The organism is Microbulbifer sp. MI-G (assembly GCF_030440425.1).
In the GTDB taxonomy this organism is placed as follows: Bacteria; Pseudomonadota; Gammaproteobacteria; order Pseudomonadales; family Cellvibrionaceae; genus Microbulbifer; species Microbulbifer spongiae.
The window spans coordinates 4237390-4255728 of the sequence record NZ_CP098023.1; the positions used below are offsets into that span (position 1 = coordinate 4237390).

General features: G+C 51.6%; 28 protein-coding genes. 24 read left to right on the forward strand and 4 right to left on the reverse strand.

Annotated features, from left to right (window positions below):
* Positions 1-37 precede the first annotated feature (37 nt).
* Positions 38-376, reverse strand: a complete 339-nt coding sequence (locus tag M8T91_RS17505) for a TGF-beta family protein (protein WP_301415507.1) — start codon at positions 374-376, stop codon at positions 38-40.
* Positions 377-865: 489 nt separating this feature from the next.
* Here M8T91_RS17505 and M8T91_RS17510 point away from each other — a divergent pair, with 489 nt between their 5' ends.
* Complete coding sequence (locus M8T91_RS17510) at positions 866-1084, forward strand: hypothetical protein (protein WP_301415508.1); 219 nt, start codon at positions 866-868, stop codon at positions 1082-1084.
* Positions 1085-1236: 152 nt separating this feature from the next.
* On the opposite strand, the gene M8T91_RS17515 is transcribed toward M8T91_RS17510, so the two are convergent.
* Complete coding sequence (locus M8T91_RS17515; protein WP_301415509.1) at positions 1237-2088, reverse strand: alpha/beta hydrolase; 852 nt, start codon at positions 2086-2088, stop codon at positions 1237-1239.
* Between the two features lie 989 nt (positions 2089-3077).
* Positions 3078-3521, reverse strand: a complete 444-nt coding sequence (locus M8T91_RS17520; protein WP_301415510.1) for a GNAT family N-acetyltransferase — start codon at positions 3519-3521, stop codon at positions 3078-3080.
* Between the two features lie 776 nt (positions 3522-4297).
* Here M8T91_RS17520 and bla point away from each other — a divergent pair.
* Positions 4298-5179, forward strand: a complete 882-nt coding sequence (bla, locus tag M8T91_RS17525) for a subclass B3 metallo-beta-lactamase (protein WP_301415511.1) — start codon at positions 4298-4300, stop codon at positions 5177-5179.
* A 425-nt stretch (positions 5180-5604) separates the two neighbouring features.
* Here bla and M8T91_RS17530 read toward each other — a convergent pair whose 3' ends face one another.
* Complete coding sequence (locus M8T91_RS17530) at positions 5605-5811, reverse strand: hypothetical protein (RefSeq protein WP_301415512.1); 207 nt, start codon at positions 5809-5811, stop codon at positions 5605-5607.
* Positions 5812-5904: 93 nt separating this feature from the next.
* Between M8T91_RS17530 and M8T91_RS17535 the strand changes: the two genes are divergently transcribed.
* The 22 genes from M8T91_RS17535 (at position 5905) to M8T91_RS17640 (ending at position 18329) form a co-directional block, all read left to right on the forward strand.
* Entirely contained in the window at positions 5905-6366 is a 462-nt protein-coding gene (locus M8T91_RS17535) for a VOC family protein (protein WP_301415513.1), read from the forward strand.
* A gap of 114 nt (positions 6367-6480) precedes the next feature.
* Positions 6481-6825: an ArsR/SmtB family transcription factor gene (locus tag M8T91_RS17540; protein WP_301415514.1), complete on the forward strand. Its 345-nt coding sequence runs from the start codon at positions 6481-6483 to the stop codon at positions 6823-6825.
* 63 nt (positions 6826-6888) lie between these two features.
* Complete coding sequence (locus M8T91_RS17545) at positions 6889-7608, forward strand: AraC family transcriptional regulator (RefSeq protein ID WP_301415515.1); 720 nt, start codon at positions 6889-6891, stop codon at positions 7606-7608.
* Positions 7609-7682: 74 nt separating this feature from the next.
* Entirely contained in the window at positions 7683-8138 is a 456-nt protein-coding gene (locus M8T91_RS17550) for a nuclear transport factor 2 family protein (RefSeq protein ID WP_301415516.1), read from the forward strand.
* 183 nt (positions 8139-8321) lie between these two features.
* On the forward strand, positions 8322-8663 hold the full coding sequence (locus M8T91_RS17555; RefSeq protein ID WP_301415517.1) for an ArsR/SmtB family transcription factor: 342 nt from the start codon (positions 8322-8324) through the stop codon (positions 8661-8663).
* Positions 8660-9127 carry an SRPBCC family protein gene (locus tag M8T91_RS17560; RefSeq protein ID WP_301415518.1) on the forward strand — a complete coding sequence of 156 codons (468 nt, stop codon included), beginning with the start codon at positions 8660-8662 and terminating at the stop codon, positions 9125-9127. The genes M8T91_RS17555 and M8T91_RS17560 overlap by 4 nt, the downstream gene beginning before the upstream one ends.
* Positions 9124-9597: an SRPBCC family protein gene (locus tag M8T91_RS17565; RefSeq protein ID WP_301415519.1), complete on the forward strand. Its 474-nt coding sequence runs from the start codon at positions 9124-9126 to the stop codon at positions 9595-9597. The genes M8T91_RS17560 and M8T91_RS17565 overlap by 4 nt, the downstream gene beginning before the upstream one ends.
* Positions 9598-9710: 113 nt before the next feature.
* Positions 9711-10286 (forward strand): dihydrofolate reductase family protein, encoded by a 576-nt coding sequence (locus M8T91_RS17570; RefSeq protein ID WP_301415520.1) that lies wholly within the window; start codon positions 9711-9713, stop codon positions 10284-10286.
* Position 10287: 1 nt separating this feature from the next.
* Positions 10288-10659 (forward strand): YciI family protein, encoded by a 372-nt coding sequence (locus M8T91_RS17575; RefSeq protein WP_301415521.1) that lies wholly within the window; start codon positions 10288-10290, stop codon positions 10657-10659.
* Positions 10656-11273, forward strand: a complete 618-nt coding sequence (locus M8T91_RS17580; RefSeq protein ID WP_301415522.1) for a hypothetical protein — start codon at positions 10656-10658, stop codon at positions 11271-11273. The genes M8T91_RS17575 and M8T91_RS17580 overlap by 4 nt, the downstream gene beginning before the upstream one ends.
* Positions 11270-11770 carry a GFA family protein gene (locus M8T91_RS17585; RefSeq protein WP_301415523.1) on the forward strand — a complete coding sequence of 167 codons (501 nt, stop codon included), beginning with the start codon at positions 11270-11272 and terminating at the stop codon, positions 11768-11770. The genes M8T91_RS17580 and M8T91_RS17585 overlap by 4 nt, the downstream gene beginning before the upstream one ends.
* A gap of 15 nt (positions 11771-11785) precedes the next feature.
* The gene (locus M8T91_RS17590; RefSeq protein ID WP_301415524.1) at positions 11786-12412 is read left to right on the forward strand and encodes a YdeI/OmpD-associated family protein; all 627 of its coding nucleotides are present in this window, start codon (positions 11786-11788) and stop codon (positions 12410-12412) included.
* Positions 12413-12425: 13 nt separating this feature from the next.
* On the forward strand, positions 12426-12881 hold the full coding sequence (locus tag M8T91_RS17595; protein ID WP_301415525.1) for a cupin domain-containing protein: 456 nt from the start codon (positions 12426-12428) through the stop codon (positions 12879-12881).
* Complete coding sequence (locus tag M8T91_RS17600) at positions 12878-13570, forward strand: DUF899 domain-containing protein (protein ID WP_301415526.1); 693 nt, start codon at positions 12878-12880, stop codon at positions 13568-13570. Before M8T91_RS17595 ends, M8T91_RS17600 begins: the two co-directional genes overlap by 4 nt.
* Positions 13512-14351, forward strand: a complete 840-nt coding sequence (locus M8T91_RS17605) for an alpha/beta fold hydrolase (RefSeq protein WP_301415527.1) — start codon at positions 13512-13514, stop codon at positions 14349-14351. Before M8T91_RS17600 ends, M8T91_RS17605 begins: the two co-directional genes overlap by 59 nt.
* On the forward strand, positions 14348-14707 hold the full coding sequence (locus M8T91_RS17610; protein WP_301415528.1) for an iron chaperone: 360 nt from the start codon (positions 14348-14350) through the stop codon (positions 14705-14707). The genes M8T91_RS17605 and M8T91_RS17610 overlap by 4 nt, the downstream gene beginning before the upstream one ends.
* 60 nt (positions 14708-14767) lie before the next feature.
* Positions 14768-15247, forward strand: coding sequence for an NAD(+)--rifampin ADP-ribosyltransferase (gene arr / locus M8T91_RS17615; RefSeq protein ID WP_301415529.1), 480 nt, complete (start codon positions 14768-14770; stop codon positions 15245-15247).
* Between the two features lie 156 nt (positions 15248-15403).
* Entirely contained in the window at positions 15404-15874 is a 471-nt protein-coding gene (locus tag M8T91_RS17620) for an SRPBCC domain-containing protein (protein WP_301415530.1), read from the forward strand.
* Between the two features lie 268 nt (positions 15875-16142).
* Entirely contained in the window at positions 16143-16649 is a 507-nt protein-coding gene (locus M8T91_RS17625) for an SRPBCC family protein (RefSeq protein ID WP_301415531.1), read from the forward strand.
* A 114-nt stretch (positions 16650-16763) separates the two neighbouring features.
* Complete coding sequence (locus M8T91_RS17630; RefSeq protein ID WP_301415532.1) at positions 16764-17156, forward strand: DUF1801 domain-containing protein; 393 nt, start codon at positions 16764-16766, stop codon at positions 17154-17156.
* Between the two features lie 151 nt (positions 17157-17307).
* Entirely contained in the window at positions 17308-17868 is a 561-nt protein-coding gene (locus tag M8T91_RS17635; protein ID WP_301415533.1) for a TetR/AcrR family transcriptional regulator, read from the forward strand.
* On the forward strand, positions 17865-18329 hold the full coding sequence (locus tag M8T91_RS17640) for a VOC family protein (RefSeq protein WP_301415534.1): 465 nt from the start codon (positions 17865-17867) through the stop codon (positions 18327-18329). Before M8T91_RS17635 ends, M8T91_RS17640 begins: the two co-directional genes overlap by 4 nt.
* Positions 18330-18339 lie beyond the last annotated feature (10 nt).

Here is an 18339-nt window from a genome sequence, read left to right on the forward strand (position 1 = left end):
CAGGTAGTTCAGTGCAAGTGAACTACCACAATTTAGTCTATCTACAGGCTGCCCGAGTGGCGATGGCATTGGGCAGAGTGTCTTGAATTACCTGGCCGTTCTCGTCTTCGAACAGAATTGACATGCTGGTGAATTCTACTGGCACACATTGCAAAGGTATTCGCGCCACATTGTTAATAAGAAGTCCATGAGTTTCTGCTTGTACGACGCTACACTCCCCCTCAGCATCCTTGATGTTGACTGTGGTGGGGAAAATGACAAAAGGGTAAGCTTCTTGCAGATTTATTGTCCTGTCAACCAAGCGACAATTTGCATAGCTAAGACTGGTGAAAAAGTTGGAAAATATTATTAAAAAAATTGGCAATATTTTATTCATATTGTTATTCCCTTAACAAAGATATGGTTAATGTTGTGATTCAGCATAGAAAGCAAGGCAATCCATGTGCGCGTTTTATAACGCAGACTTTTTTCATTTCAAGGGAATTTCTCACAACTCTTTCTCAACCAAGCATCGCTTATTCAGTTTGATTAATAGGAATACAGTGGATCAGGCAGACTAAAGCTTTGATATGTCAATATATGCTATTGCTTGCATTAAAGAAGTTCTTTGAGAGTCCAGCTGTTTCCGCGAGCCCCCTTTAGTTGCTTCTTATACAGACGAAAAAAGAATCAGTCATTAGCTACCGCCAGCCCCGCTTTGCTTCCCCCGAATTTTTTGTAATCTCTAAAGTGTGTTTCTTGCTTTTCCTCTCGGTCACGGAGTGATCGCGACAATAAATTGAAATTCTCTTTATCTGCCTCAGATCAAATCTGTGCATAAGATAAGAATTGCTACAGACCTATACGTAAGCTACAACCTAAAAAAGTGGATGCGGCCTTTTCTGAAACCGAGGCGACCAAGAATCCCACCGATGCTGAAAAGTCGTTTATTGCGCTGTATAACGCCCCGGTGGATGCTCCCATTGTCAATCGGAATTCATTCGGTGATACGCAATTTGACTGGCTGATGGGTGCGCTGAACCCCGGTGACAGTGCCGCTGAGGTGATGAGGGAAGGGGGGAGCTACCGGGGAATATTCCTTTAAAGGTAATGGCTATGTCCGCGGTGGCATCTTTGACCCTATCCAGTTACAGCAGTCCGGCAACGTAATCAGCTTTGTGCTTAAAAAAGGAATGAAGAGATTGCACAAAAAATGCGCAAAGCTAGGCGTTGGACTCCAGTGTATTGTCATACGCCTTACTCCCCTGCTAGTGCTGATAGCCAAGTTACACTGCGTACTACAGTCATCGGTAATGCCGCCTGATGGTCACCTTCAATCACTACATGCTTCAAAGACAAGCTCTTATCATTTCTACTTTTTAGTATGGCAATCAGTTTTTCTGCATGCTCACCAAGCTCCTTTTCCAGAGAGCCATATGAAACGAAAACGTTTGCATTCAGGCTCTTCGTTTCTGATTCTGAATGAGATGCCAATTCAATTAGATGGGGTATATCACCCACAAGTGATGGGCTGCCGAGAATGTAGTTTTTAAAGGTATCCGGCTGAGTAAACAATATATAGGCGCCAAATTCACTTCCAAGTGAATATCCAAAAAAAGTGCGGTTACCAGGGTCGACTCGATAGTTCTTTTCTACATAATCAATTATGTCAGTACGAATAAAGTTTAAATGTTTACCGGCTTTTCCAAGTTGATATTTGGTTTGTATTTCCGGTTTGGCTGATTCCTTCATTGTGTAATCTCTATACCTGCTTACATGTATGCCAGCCTCTTTCTTTAAATCTGCATCAATATCCGTCTGCCATGAAATGCCGACCAGAATAACCTCCTCCATCAGAAACTCTGTTGAAGCAGACAGTATTTCGATATTCCATGCAGCATCCGGGAAATAAATAACAGGATATTTTGTAGCATTTTTTTCAAGATACCCCTCTGGCAGTTTTATATAAAGGTCATATTGCCACCCTGATACAGAATTCTTGACCGGTATTACATGGGTTCTGGGCATTTCATAGGGCTTTCCTTCACTCGCCTCAATACTCACCAGTGGAAGCAAAAACGAAAAAGTCAAAATAAGATTCTTTATCATATTATTTTCTCCTATCCAATACCATCGAAAGCAGCTGTTGCTTTGGCGGCGGCCTTTTACGCTAGCCTAGCGGTCATTGCAAAATCGAATAGCGCAATAGATGCCAGACGTCTGGTCTTGCCATGTAATTGTCAATGGATATATTGTGATCGTGACACTTCCACAAACCTTTGCCAACTTTTCTATAGATCCAGCACTGATACAAGAATGGAAATGATTGGGACTCGTACCGCTTTTATACCCAAAAATTAAATGCCTTTTTATAGCTGAATCCCATATCAATACCAACGTGCCCAAGCATTTAAAAATATTTATTACCCCTGAAATATAATATATACTGATCATCTAGGTCAGTATTTCTGGATTCTTTTCACACCCAACCATTAAAAAATCACTGTAAATCAATCTGATACAACATTTAAGCACTATCGAACCACCTAGAAGAATGCTCGCTACGACCAGTATCCCAAAAATCACCAATACATGTAATCCCTTTGGGTTTATTCAATTTTTAGGGGAAGCTGCCCGCTCTCTCGAAAATTACGGTCACGAAGTTTGCAATTTCGGCTCGCGTTTGGCCATTGTCTGTAAGGCTTGGTCACTATCCAGGCGTGGGTATTGTCCGTGCATCCTCTCTTGCCCATTGACACACCTTTGCAGCACAGCCCGCAACGATCGAACCTTACGCACCTACGGTGGCACCAGGGTGGAGCAAAAGAACACTGGCTTGCCGATTTGATTACGCTTACCTCCCCATAGTGGCTGTACGAGAAAAAGCACTTGTGTTAGTGTTCGGGCCTGCACAAACTTCCCCAATACCCCCTTTGCCAAACAGCGCTACGTTTCTTTATTCGGTGGCAGCTTGAATAGCCTGGTGATAGCTGGGGCGTGATCGGCTGTGCCCTCCCTCACCGAGTTCTTTTTCCCTGCGGGAAAACGGTTGGCCAAGGGGCCATAATGATTTGTGCTATTTCAACACAAAATAAAAATCATTGGTAATGGTATCCACGTTGATCGATTTTTGAGAGTTGCTTACTGTAGATAGTGACAATCTCTCCATCATAGGCCATCATCTCCCTCTTGGCCCAACCAGCGCGCAGCAACAAATTGTGTGCTTTGCTTGTGCCTGAATACAGTTTGGATGCACCGATATTGGCCGCAGTGGTTTCAATGCCTGCCAATAGCTGTGAACCAAGTCCACGGCCACGCATATTAGGAACGACATAGCCAGCCGCCGCCCAGGGGCCTAACTCTGGCCGAACTGCTATGGATTCCTGTTTCAAGGCCATAAACCCACTCGGCACACCGTTAACATAGGCCACCAAGCCTATTGGCAATTCATGCTTTCCGGCGTAGCTTTGTAAATCAGCTAACGCGTCACCGGGGCCGGATGGCCCATAGTGTGCAGGCCATTCACTTTCAAAGAATGCCACTAACTGCGGTATGTCTCCCTTTCTCTCACAAAGCGGCCTGATTGTAGTTCCATGGATCATCGGCAGGAAATTCCAATATCTTTAATTACCAGCCACACTGTCGCGTAGCAGTGTTTTTAGCAGGCCAGCCAGCTTGCCGGCGATAGTTGATCAACTTGTTAGGTGGAGTGATACCAATAAATAGTATAGACTTTGCTTAAAAAACCAATGCTTGAAGCAATATACACCAAACTTTGTTTTGAGGATTGATTACAATAGCCAATACGCAAGCCATGGACTACATGCATAACGGCCACTTGGATCCTGTAGATCAAGCCAGTACAGCCTGCTACAAACATTTCCCACCCCAAAATTCATAATGCGTCAAGGTGATTGAAATTCCGGCTCTTATTTGGTCTGATTCTTTGTACAAGCGCACCTGTAAATTTAAGAACTGGCCTGTCCTGCCTCGCGGTAACGCTGACTGCGATTGAGAAAGCACGTTCTTGGCAAAATAACTGCGCGGATGAAACTCCCTTTTTTGCGTATTCCAGAACCATTCGTTGTGATAGGGCAAAGGAGTGAGGCACATTAACTGGGTTCCCCTCCCAAGGATGTACAGAAAGTCCTCCTTGTCACAGCATCTATTGGAGCGGGGCAAGGGGTAGACTTTTTTATGCATTGCCGCAGGGGTTAAGCCTGCCGTACACCTGGAGTACCGGGTTGTGGGCAGAGCACATCCCGCCGATAATCACTGCATTCCAGGCACCAGGTAAAAGATAAAACGAGTCAATTCAATGCATTTCAGCACAATCACTGCCACAGCTCTGTCTGTGGTACTGGCAGGGATAACTTCCGCAACAGAGCTGGACCCACTGCCACAATTGGAGGCTTACAAGGTGCCAAAGTCCTGGCGGCAGCCGGTGGCGCCCCTGCGGATTGCAGCAAATACCTGGCAAATCGGTACACAGGGTATTACCGCTCTGCTACTCACTGGCAGTGAAGGGGCGATTTTGATCGATGGGGGTATGGCGCAAACTGCGGACCACCTGCTCGCAAACCTGGAGGTATTGGGGTTACAGCCCACTGACCTGAAACTGATACTGCACAGCCACGCCCATGCCGATCACGTCGGTTCCCTGGCGGCTGTGCAGCGTGCGACAGGCGCCCGAGTCGCAACCAATGCAGAATCCGCGCTTCTGATGGCCCGCGGTGGAGCTGATGATATCCACTTCGGGGACGGGATACTGTACTCGCCCATCAAGGCCGATCGCATACTGCATCAGGGCGAGGAGGTCGCTTTGGGCAATCTGCATCTGCGTGTACATTTTATTCCGGGCCATACCCCGGGCAGCATGGCCTGGACCTGGCATGACACGATCAATGGTAAAACAACACAACTCGCCTATGTGGACAGCCTGAGTGCACCGGGATATCAATTGACCAACAATAGCCGCTATCCCGATATTGTGCGGGACTACCAAACCAGTTTCGAGCGTGTGCGCAACCTGCCCTGCGAGCTGCTGATCACGCCCCATGCAACGGCCAGTGGCTGGGTATTTGGGAAGACCGCCACTCGGAAAACACCGCTTAGCTGCAAGCACTATGCGGATAAGGCAGAGAGGCAATTTCAAATCCAGCTAGAGGCAGAGCGTCAGGAATCGGCAGGAGGGCAATAACAACTTTCCAAATATCCTGGTCAAACGACATTGCGCTGTCTTCCCTCGAGCCGGAGTCTCGCTAGAAAATATTAACGCTGTTCACTGATATTTACACATCAATAAATCGGTCCCCGTTTTCCACTTCAAATATTACGTACGGAGATTTGCCGCGCTTGTTGCATGGTGATTAAGGCCGCCTCTCAGCGCAACCGGGGCAGCAAAAGTTTTCCGTTGACCTAACTTTTGCCTGATCGTATAGTTAACCATTAAGCTAAGTATTGTCAATGCGACAGTCGTGAAATCGATGTTCATCCTCCTGCGACCAGATCAGAGCCTATTGTGAGGGTTGCGGGAGAAATACCGTTATGGCTCAAGAGTCTGCACAACCAAACGGTCAACGGGCGTTTCTGGTTCTCTATCGACCTGGGCCTAACCGGGGTCAGTCAAAGCGTGTCTGGGAGCAGGCGCTTGGGGGCCATAACGACTGTCTCATCGACCAGTTTGAAAAGGGTGCGCGGAGGTTTGCGGGTCCATCCATGGATGATTGCGGCGGCAGTATCGTTGTCCAGATTGAAGACGTGAGAGGCGCCACACAGGTTGCTGATAGTGATCCAGCGCTCATCAGCGATGTCTTCGTCTTTGTAGTTCATCCGTGGTCTCTTGTGGACTGGGAAGCCGCACTGTCGCAATGCAATACCGCGAAAGAACCCGTCGATTCATAATCCAAGAGGAGTTAGTCAAACGTGAACTCAAAAATTCGTACATGTCTATGGTTTGAAAAGGGAGGTCTTGAGGCAGCGCACTTTTACACATCGCTTATCTCCAACAGCGCTCTCGACGATGACGAAAATTACGGATCGAGATACCCGCTTGTGGTCAACTTCACGCTTGCCGGTGCCCCGTATCAGATTCTGAACGGCGGTCCCCACTACAAGCCCTCACCAGCTGCTTCCATCTCCGTACTGACCGAGACTCAGGCCGAAACCGATCGCCTGTGGAATGCCCTCACAGAAGATGGCGGCGCCGAAGGCAGGTGCGCCTGGCTCACGGATCGCTGGGGCGTTAGCTGGCAGATTGTACCGAGGGCATTGCTTGAAATGTTTAAGTCGACGGACAGAAAAGCTGCTGAACGCGCAGAACAAGCCATGTTGGAAATGAACAAGATCGATATTGCCACTCTCGAAGCTGCCTACAATGGCGATTGATAGCCGCTGGAGGGCCTGCCAAGGCTACACCACACTCTGGCTCGAGATGACTTTTGAGGGCATTACCAACATTCAGCCATTGCCTATCGGTATTTGATCTATATACTTAGTCAAATGGATAACAATCACGAAAATCTGAATATGGTTTTCCAGGCACTGGCTGACCCGACGCGACGTGCTGTCATCCAGCAACTGACGGCTGGACCGGCCTCGGTTAGTGAGCTGGCTGAGCCGTTTGAAATGGCGCTGCCGTCATTCATGAAGCATATTGGTGTGCTGGAGGATGCGGGTTTGATCCATTCTAGGAAAATCGGTCGCGTGCGGACCTGTGAGATCAAACCCAAACAGCTGTCAGCTGCTGAAAAATGGCTCAACACACAAACTGTCCTTTGGGAGGGCCGGATGGAACGGATGGCGAGCTATGTCGAAGCACTTGCTGCAGAAGGTAAGGACAAATGAGATATGTAGGCGCTGGTACTGGCGCCCCACTCTCGAATTAGCCTGGCATACAGGGGTGTGCATATGAAGGATTCTATGCCCACTTTTCCCAGCTCGCTCTTTCCGTTCTCCGCCAATAGGATCAGCGCCCATGCGATGCCCACTACATGCGTCCTGTGCGGCATAGACGGCCCTATTGCACTCAAAACTGCAACAGAACGGATAGAGGGGGCGATCCTTTTGGTCCGCCCCCAAGTGCATCACCAGGTCAAGGCAGTCGGCTGCGCTCGTCTGCTCAACTTCGACGGCCTGGCATTTCCATTCTCTGATACATTGGCACGCTCGCTTGAAGGCCACCTTCAAGGGATTACGATCGACGCGCTGTGGGGGAGTGAGAAAAGACGATTGGAATTGCGCGAACAGCTCGCTCATAAACAGCCATTATGCCCGCCAGACATATCAGCTATTGTGTCTCATCTCGCACAAGATCCGATGTCGCGCATGACACAGATTGAGCTAGCAGAGAAACTGGGCATGGAGCGCACACAATCTCTCAGATACTTTAAGCAATTCACCGGGATGACGTTTCGCAGTTACAAGAGATGGCTTGGCATACAAAACGCTGCCTATCAATTGATTAGTGGGGATCTCGTTCGCAATGCCGCCCTGGACAACGGTTTTTCGGATACAGCGCATCTTTCTCGAAGTTTTCGCACTGTGCTTGGCATAACCCCGACAGACGGAATCGCAGGCTACCGGTGTGCTGTGAATGAAAAGCCGCACCCCGGACTTTTTGTAAATTAGCACGTTTATTCTACGAGGTAGCTGACTTTTTGGGCAACCTCTCTCTTTAGATCAAATAGGAGAGGACCCATGTCATGTCCACAAAAATAGCTGCCGGACAACGCTTAGACACAAAATCCGTTTTCGATCGGTATCATAAGGGATGGGAGGCCAGAGATCCCGGTTTAATTGCTTCGTTGCACTCAGCCGACACTGTTTTCCATATTCATGATGGCTCAGAGCCCATCACTGGGCGTCAATTGCTGAAAGCACAATGTGCGGGCCTATTTGAACAGTTCAAATTCTCAATCGAGAAAATTCGCTTACTTTGTGGTGATGACTTCTGGACTTTTGAATGGCTGATGGTGATGGAGCTGAACGATTGCAAAGGCGTGCTATTCACAGCAAAAGTCGAAATGCTTGATGTTGTGACGCTGAACCATGCCAGGGAAGTTTTACGCAAGGATGTGTATATGAACGGTGCTCAGCGAACAGGCGCCTTCACTCGGGCCGGCATAGAGGCAAAGCCTATGAGCAGGCCATTGACCTAATTGGGGAATGGTCAGTGGCGAATGATCCATCTGCACGCTTCCTTTTTCGTACCCACTCGAACCACGAGCGGCTCCCATTGATTTGAAACCCGTCAAATAGGCTGTGTAGCCTAGGGAAGTACCATCGTGCCGCCCATCAGTTATCCATTGAACTAACTATTGCATTCCACTATAGTTAGCCACATGGATAACTATAGTGATTTTCTAAATTCAGCCTTTCAGGCTTTGACAGACCCCACGCGGCGCTCCGTGGTTCAGCACCTTGCAGAAACCCCGGTAGGTGTGAAGACTCTGGCGCTATCTTTCGACATGTCGCTGCCAGCGTTCATGCAGTACCTCCTGGTGCTGGAAGACAGCGGCCTTATCGCCTCCGACAAAGCCGGGAGCCTGCGTATCTGCCGCCTTACTCCAGGGCGAATTGAGAATGCGGAGAGCTGGTTGTCCGATCAGCGCGCTGTTTGGGAGCAGCAGACAGACCGATTGGCAATGTATGTCGAACACGTATCCGTAAAGGAGGAGTCATGAGTAATTCCGATTTAGACCTCACGGTCCGCCGAGCGATCGAAGCGCCGCGTGCCGTGGTCTGGACAGCATGGAAAGACCCCAAGCACTTCGTGAATTGGTGGGCGCCAGCGCCCGTGGTCACGATTTCCAACAAGCACGAATTTTATACCGGCGGCGGCTTCGATACGACCATGAGGCTTGAAGACGGCACCGTTATGGAAGGCGGAGAGGGCTGCTTTCTTCAGGTGATCGAAAATGAGCGGATCGTGTTTACCGACGCCCTCCAGGGTGGCTGGCGACCGAACGAAGAAGGGTTCTTTTCGGCCATTATCACCCTTGAGGATCACCCTGATGGAACGCTCTACACAGCAACCGCGTTACACAAAAACCGCGAAAACTGTGAAAAGCACGAAGAAATGGGCTTTGTCGTCGGCTGGGAAACCGCCCTCGGCCAGCTTGCAAAGATTGCAGAGGAGTTAGCATGAGCGAGCAGTTGACCCACGACACCATTTCGATCAGCAAGACAATCAAAGCAACGGTGGAACAGGTGTTTGCCGCCTGGGAAGATCCGAATGCCCGCACGATATGGGGCCCACCCTCAGACGATGAGGCGATCGAATTTGTCGAGAATGACTTTCGCGTTGGCGGCATTGACGTTCATCTATGCGGCCAAAAGGACGACCTGCGGTTCCAGGTTGAAACCCGCTACTACGAAATCAATAGCCCTAACCTGCTGATATTTACCGAATGCGTTAAATCCGAAAACGCTCCCTTGAGCACTTCTCTGATCACCGTCGCAATCGCCGGCAACGGAAGCCTGACAGAGCTGAGTGTGACCATACAGATCGCCTCCCTGGTCGGATCGGACATGATCAAGGGAACGCGCAGCGGTTGGCAGATCGCCATCTCGAATTTGGCTGCACACCTAGAAACTTCAACGAGAGAAACCCAATGAGTGAGCACACCAATGGCCAAAGTTAGAGTTGAGGGGTTCACAGTTTCGCTTGATGGTTACGGTGCTGGGCCAACCAAAGCCACGATATCCTGCTTGGAGTTGGTGGTAGCGAGTTGCACGAGTGGCTAATCACCACGCGGACCTTTCAGCAAAGGCTGTTCGGCTCAGACAGTGGAACGACAGGTGTCGATGATGACTTCGCCGCCCGAGGCTTCAGGAATATTGGCGCATGGATCCTCGGAAGAAACCTGTTCGCGCCAAGCAGGGGCGCCTGGTCGGACATGGATTGGAAAGGCTGGTGGGGGAATTCGCCTCCCTATCATGGCCCGACCTTCATACTCACGCATCACGAGCGCGACCCTATCGAAATGAAAGACGGAACCACCTTTTACTTTGTCACGGGCGGAATACTGCAAGCGCTCGATCGTGCAATCGCGTCCGCAAGCGGCTCGGATGTTCGTGTTGGTGGTGGTGCAAACACCATCCGGCAGTTTCTCGGCGCAGACCTGATCGATGAAATGCATATGGCGATCGCGCCAGTATTGCTGGGCAGCGGCGAACGGCTGTTCGAAGAAATTGATCTTCGCGCCCTGGGCTACGAGTGCGATCAGTTCGTTCCTACAGAAAACGCCACTCATGTGGTGCTCAACAAATCACACGGAAATCGGCCTGGCCGAATGGAGTTTTAAGATGCTGGTCTTGGTGCTGATCAAAGCAACGGAGGCCTCTGAGGCAGGCAAAATGCCTTCACAGGAGGCTCGGGATGCAATGGAACGCTTCAACGAGAAACTTCTCGATGCAGGGATCCGCCGCATGGCGGCCGGCCTCAAGCCTTCGGCCGAAGGCAAACGCCTTGTATCTGACGGTCACGCTGTATCAATCGTCGATGGTCCTTTCCTGGAGCGTGAACATCTCGTCTCCGGTTTCTGGCTCTGGGAAGTGCACAACACGGCCGAAGCGATGGCATGGGCCGCCCAGTGTCCGAACCCAATGGAAGGCGCGTATGAAATTGAACTCCGGCCCCTTTACGGCGCTTCTGATTTAGGGGAGGGCGCCGGATGAGTGAAACCGTAACGCCGGATGGTCTAACCGACACAATAAGCCAACTGAAAGAAGCGCATGCGGATGGTATCGCCGAAGCGCACGCTGCGTTGCAGGTCGCTATGTCGGGTCATGAAGGATGTTTACGCACCGATGAGCCGCTTCAGGTGGATTGGGCAGATGCCGTGTGGGCAGACTTCGTAGATCTGCTCTCGCATAAGAACAATCACGTTCGATCCATCGCCGGGCATATGCTTTCCAATCTGTCCTATAGCACCGATCCAGTACGCGTACTTCGTGATTTTGGCGAACTTGAAGCGGTTACGCATGATGAGAAATTCGTGACGGCTCGCCACGTGTTGCAGTCACTGTGGAAGGTCGGTCTTTCTGCTGGAAAGCTCAGAGCCAGGTATCTGCAGTCGTGCAGGGATCGTTACGGTTTTTGTCCATCCGAAAAGAACGCCACGCTTATTCGCTACGACATCCTTGTTGGCATGCGATCACTGTTCGACATCACTGCGGATGTGTCGCTCAGAGAGTTGGCAGGAGAGCTAATCGCACTGGAAACAGACGAGAAGTACAGGAAGAAATACGCAGCCGCATGGCGCGATGCAATGCAGGAGAGCGCCAAGTGACGGACCAGGTTGTTGAAATCTACCCCCTGCAGGGCGGCTGCACATGCGGAAAGATCCGATACCAGATCGAAACCAGGCCGCTTTTTACCCATTGCTGTCACTGCACCTGGTGTCAACGGGAAACCGGCTCGGCCTTCGTGTTGAACGCCATGATCGAAGCCGATCGCGTGACGCTTCTCCAGGGCGACCCTCAGTGCTTTGTCACGCCATCAAATAGCGGTAAGGGCCAGAAAATCTGGCGGTGCGGATCATGCCATGTCGCCCTCTGGAGCAACTATTTCGGCGCCGGCGACAAAGTATATTTCATCCGCGTAGGGACGCTCGACAATCCAAACACGTTACCGCCAGATATCCATATTTTTACCAGTACAAAACAGGATTGGGTGGTCATAGCGGACGGTCAACTGACCGTCGATAAATTCTATGATCGCGAACGTTGCTGGCCGGAAGAGAGCTTGCTTCGCCGCGAACGGCTTCACTCGTCCAACGGTCGGTGAGGAGATGAAACAGCCATGACCATGATTTCAAACATAGAGGAATTTTTTGCAAAGGGCTGCGGACGCTGTGATCGGTTCTCAACGACCGATTGCTCGGCCAGAAAATGGGAGGCCGGGCTCATTGCGCTGCGCCGGATATGTCAAAGCTTGGATCTGGAAGAGGCGGTGAAGTGGGGGCAGCCTTGTTACGACTTCGCTGGCCGAAACATCGCGATCATTGGCGCGTACCAAGACAAGTTTGTGCTGAGCTTCTTTGACGCCGTTTTGATGAAAGATCCGGATGGGGTCCTTGAAAAGCCGGGACCGAACACACAGTACGCCAGCACAATCTACTTCGCTACTGACGAGCAAGTCGGGGAAATGGAAGAAACTCTTCGCGCCTATTTAGATGAGGCGAAGAGCTATGCCGCAGCGGGCATTAAGCCTCCAAAAATAAAACGCGATATCGAGATCCCGGAGGAACTGGTGGAAGCCATGGACGTCGACCCCGAGCTTGCGGAAGCGTTTCAAGCCTTAACGCCGGGTCGGCAGCGAAGCTACGCCATCAACCTGAATTCAGCCAAGAAATCGGAAACGCGCATTTCGAGAATAGCGAAGTTTCGCGACAAGATAATTGCCGGCAAAGGCGCCATGGAACGATAGGTGAAGAACACGGATGGACAATCCACATCAGAGCAACAAGGCTTTCAAACCAGGTCAGGCGATCCTTGTCGAACCTGAAAGCGGACGCTCCTACGACATGGGCCGTATCGCAGCAACCTTCAAAGCTGATGGTGAAGAGACCGCAGATCAGTTTTCCGTGTCGGAATGGTGGATTGAACCGAATACCGCGGGCTTCGGCGCGCACTCGCACGAGACTGAGACCGAGCTGTTCTATGTGTTGGACGGCACGATGTCGTTCCTGGTGGGCGAACAGTGGCAAGACGCCCAAAAGGGCGCCGTCATCTTCATCCCTCCCGGTATCCAGCACGATTTTGAAAACCGTGGTGATCAGCGCGCCGGCGTTCTCAACATATTCCTGGGCGGGCCGTTTGAGGAGAACATGCCCAAAATCGTGGAGTGGTTCGCACAGAACCCGCCTGCTCAAATCCAAACCCGGAGGGGATCATGACTGAAATGCAAAGCAGCGAAACAAGGGAAATTTCCGGCGTAGCGCGGCGCATCGTGTCGCTAAAAGCCTGGCAGGAAGACCTCCGTGAAATCCGCAAGGCCGAAAAAGAGCTTACGCTTGCGCATGATCGGGTGGCGGCAAAACGCCGGCATTCAGCGTGGATGAAGGTCGACCGTAATTATGACTTTGCAGGCCCCGAAGGCTCCGCCACCCTGGCTGACCTATTCGATGGCCGCGCGCAGCTAATCGTCTACCACCACATGTTGAAGCCCTCCGATCCAAGCCCGTGCGTCGGCTGTTGCATGGTGGCTGATCAGCTTCCTCATCTCTCCCATCTGCACGCACGAGATACCTCGCTCGTCTTTGTTTCAAAAGCGCCGACCGTCGAGATCGAGGCGTTCCAGAAACGCATGGGATGGTCAATCCCCTGGTTCGAGACCAAGGACAGCTTCAACCCCGACTTTGATGTGTCCCCCACAGGATTTGGTCTCAACATTTTCTATCGCGATGGCGACGACATCTACCGCACTTATTTCACCAAGGGCCGCGGTCTCGAGACGCTTGGGACGGTGTGGACTTTTCTCGATCTGACGCCTCTCGGCCGCCAGGAAAACTGGGAAAACGCACCCAGTGGCACTCAACAGAGCAAACCATATCATTGGTGGCGAAGGCACAACGAATATGACTGAAACGAGGATCACAAACTCTGCTGACGGCACACCGATCGCTTTCGAGGTTGCCGGCGTTGGCGATCCCATTGTCCTGGTGGAGCCTGCCGGCCACTTTCGGGGTTTCTCGGCATTCGATGAATTGCGGCCTTTGCTGACCGACCGCTTCACTGTTTACAGTTTTGACCGGCGTGGGCGCGGTGACAGTGGAGACGCATCAGTATATTACCCGTCGCGTGAGGTCGAAGACCTTGCGGTAATTCTTGGCATTATTGAACGACCGGCCTTCGTCTATGGATACTCGTCCGGTGCGCTTTTGGCTCTGCACTGTGCTGCGAAAGGGCTGCCTATTCAAAAACTGGCACTGTTAGAGCCTCCGCTTCAGGCGCCGGGGTCAGGTCCCGATCCGCTGACCCAGGAACTCGCAGTGCTGGTTGGCGAGGGGCGATACGCGGATGCGGTCGAGTACTTTCATCTCAGCATTGGCGTTCCCGCCGAACATGTAACACAGATGCAGGGGTCGGAAGCTTTCGAAAAGATGACAGTCATTGCGCCTACGCTCGTCTACGACTGCCGAATTTCGGAGGCAACCGATGCAGAATTGCTTGGTGCAGTGCACGTCCCGACTCTCGTCCTCGATAGCCAGGGCAGCACGGACAATCTCACCGGATGGGCAGCCAGTGTGGCGCGACAATTGCCAAATGCAACGCATCGCAGCCTTCCGGGACAATGGCACAGCGGGGACAGCAACGTTCTCGCGGCAGCACTGGTTAAGTATTTTCAGGAACCGAATAGGTCATGAATTCAACCTTGCTGGAAGACTATCTGGCTGGCGCGCTTGCTCACCATAGGAACGGGCTTCGACTTCTCCATGACACGATCTCGGCTGTCGTTCCCGAGACCGCACTTGTCACCCGAAGGAACGTCCCGGCGTTCCGATATCGGGGCCGAACACTCGTAAGCATCGGGGATGCCCGTCATCATGTGTCGTTGTACATCATGCAGGGTAAGACCATCGAAAAGCACGCAGATGTACTGAAAGCCTTCGATACCTCGCGCACCGTCATACGCTTCAATCCCGAACAGATTCCAACTGCCGTTGTGACCCAGCTCGTGCATGCCCGCAAAGCTGAAATAGATGAGTTGGAGGGTTCATGATGCGAGGCCTGACCGAATTGCAAGCCTTGTCACCACATTAATTGAACCGGAAAAATATATATGACTGATACCAACCAATTAACAATAGAAACGGATGAGTGGACGCCCGTCTCATACGAGAACTGCGAGCAGGTAAGCGGCCCGTTCTTTCACGGCACAAAAGCAAGCTTGGCAGTCGGTGATCTTTTGAGACCTGGCCATCCATGTAACTTCGAAGAAGATCGAGCTTTGAAGCACATTTACTTCGCCGCCCGTATGGAGGCTGCCATTTGGGGAGCGGAACTTGCGACCTCGCTCTCGGGTTTGGCAGGCCGTGGCTACATCTATGTTGTTGAGCCAACCGGACAGTTTGAGGACGATCCAAATGTCACCAACAAGCGGTTTCCCGGGAACCCAACGCGGTCTTATCGCACCCACAAGCCACTAAAAATTGTGGGGATGGTCGATGAATGGGACGGCCACACCCCTGAAGAATTGCAGGCCATGCTGGATTCATTGGCCAACCTCAGGAGTCAGGGTCTCGCTGTTATTGTGGACTAGGGAGCTTGACGGTTTTGCAAAGGCTCTGACCAGCGGGCTAGGGCCAGGCAACCTTTACGCGACCTGCCTACCTTATCGCGGGTTTTGCGGCCGAATAGGGGACTGACAATCAGTTATTCATTGACCTAACTGTTGTGTCTTATTATAGTTATCTAAATGGCTAACTATAGCTTTGCTTTCGTCATTGAAACCAAAGAACAATATATGACCCATAGCGAACAAATCACAATCGAGACTGTCGTCGGCGTGCCGCCTGCAGTGGCATGGAAGGCCTTCAACTCACCTGATGCCATCACGCAGTGGAACCAGGCGTCGCCGGATTGGCACTGTCCTTCAGCCGATGTCGATCTGCGTAGAGGCGGAAGGCTTGTCACCCGCATGGAAGCGCGAGACGGCTGTTTTGGCTTTGACTACTCCGGCACTTTCGAAGAGGTCGATGCGCCCAATGCCGTGACGCTGCGCCTTGGCGATGATCGCCGTACCCGGACGACTTTTGAAGCCGACGGCGATGGCACCCGGGTTGGGACAGGCTTCGATGCAGAAGCGCCCAATCCTTCCGACATTCAACGTGACAGCTGGCAGGCAATTCTCGACAGCTACGCGGCCTATGTTGAACGTACGGGCTAAAGCAAACTTCAGCTCGGACGATGATCCATGATTGATTATCTAAAGACAGCATTATCTTGCGACCCGGACCGCACCGGATGAAATGGACAATCGCTATCGAGCGGCGGCCTCCACAAATCTATGGCTTCACCGATCTCGACAGGTCGCAGCCCGACGCCTGGCCTACCTTGACAAGCCAGCGCACGCGCGGATATTACCAGGAGCGGCCCGCATGCGGCTGGCAGTTACCTCAAGGCCAGTCAGCCTAAAACGTGAGAGACATAACAGGATGCTGAATACCGTTTCCAAAAACCAGATCACAATCATCCGCCGCTGCAAGGCGCCCCGCGAGTTGGTCTGGAGGGTTTGGACAGATCCGGATCATGTCGCGAAATGGTGGGGACCATTCGGATCGGAGCACACGACCAGCATGGTCGAGCTCAAGGTGGGCGGCATTTATTATGTGGGCATGCGCGCGCCGGACGGCTCTGAACATCCAAGCCGCGGTGTCATCTCCGAACTGATACCGTTCGAGAAAATTGTCATTATGGGCGACCCAAACGCTTTGGACGCTTGCGGCGCCGGATTGCCGCCCAAGGCTGTCGTGACGATTTTATTCGAAGACGACAGTCCGGGGACGACTGTGACCCTGGATGCTGTCTTCGATAGCGAGGCGGCCCGTATTGCAGCTGAGGACAGCGATTACCTGATCAACTGGACTGCGACACTCGACGCGCTCGATGCCTACTTAGCAAAGATCATGGAAGAACCTTTAGAAAGCACGAAATCGCAATAAGAAAACCCTCGATAAAAGTGGCCCAGACAATCTTGGCGAAGGCATGAGCTGCTTTCGGCTCAGATCTTGACCATTACAGAACGCATTGTTCACCACGTTTTTAAATGACGCCTTATGAAGCCCAAAACCATTTCAGCTTTCAATAAATCGCAGAATGAGGAAGACAAGAAAATTTGCGACAGACTAAAGCGAGTAATTGATCACCATCTTCCCGAGGCTGAGAGCAAAATTTGGCACGCTCACCCTGTCTGGTTTTTGGATGGCAACCCAACCGTAGGCTACAGCAAGCTGAAAGATTGCATCAGGCTGATGTTTTGGAGCGGGGCCGACTTTGGCGAAGTGAACCTGAAGCCTGGTACCGGTAAATTCAAGGATGCATCTGCTCGCTATACAAATATCGATCAGATCAATGCCGACGATCTGGAAAGGTGGCTCGGTAAAGCCAGGATGATCCAGTGGGACTACAGAAACATTCAACGCAAAGGCAAGCTATCACGAATTAGCTGAACTCCAGATCACACCCTCCATATATGGAGGCGAATAATGACAAACAGGCTGTATTTCAGCGTGCAATGGTGGACTCGACGACCACCAGAGCGACGAGATAGTGGGTTATTTTAAGAGTTTCTGTCTAAATCACCCGACTAGGCGTTCGTTTTTGAGAAACATACCAACTAGTTTGTATATTTCACATATGCCTCGATCAACGAAAGAAGACCCCGAACGGGGAAACGCGAAGGCGAGACTGCTGGAAGCGGCGCGCGATGTGGTTCGCCAGCAAGGCTATTCGGGGACTACAGTTGACGAGCCGTGCGAAGCTGCCGGTGTCACGAAGGGTGCATTTTTCCATCACTGCAAAAACAGTGAAGCACTCGGCGTGGCAGCTGCGGAGTTTTGGGCTGATACGACTTCGGCGATGCTCGAGGCTGCGCCTTATCACGAACTGGATGATCCGTTTGAGCGTATTCTGGCACACCTCGATTTTCATCGCTCGTTGATCGAGGGTGACCTTGCCGAATGGACCTGTCTAGTGGGGACCATGACTCAAGAAATCTACCAGGCGCCCCCTGCTATTCGCAACGCCTGTGCAGACAGCATATTCGGGCACGCCGAAACCCTCGAACCCGATATCCAAGCGGCGCTTGAGAGCAACGACCATCTTCGTCGGTATATCGAACTTCTTTTTCGCCCACCAACAGCAAAGGAGACGCTCTCGTGAGTGAACGACCGAACTCTCGCATGTGTATCTTCTTCGAAAGCCAAGCCGAAGAAGCCACCAGATTTTACGCCGAAACGATTCCGGACACGCATATCGACGAGGTGCAGTCCATCGGCAACGGAATGCACCTGGTACATTTTACGGTGATGGGAACCCCATATATGGCGCTTGACGGCAACAGTTCCTATCAATCGCGTCCGGATCATTCGATCGCCCTCACGACGCTTGACCAGGAAGAAACGGATCGCCTCTGGGCAGTCTTAACCGAAGGGGGCAGTGAAGGGTCTTGTGGTTGGTGTGCTGATCGCTTTGGCGTCCATTGGCAGGTTACACCGGCCGGTATGACCAAACTCTTGAGCGACCCGGATCGCGAAGCCGCTGGCCGTGCTCAGGCGGCAATGATGAACATGAAGAAAATCGATCTTGCGGCGATGCAATCGGCGTTTGATCAAACGGCATAGGAATGAACAC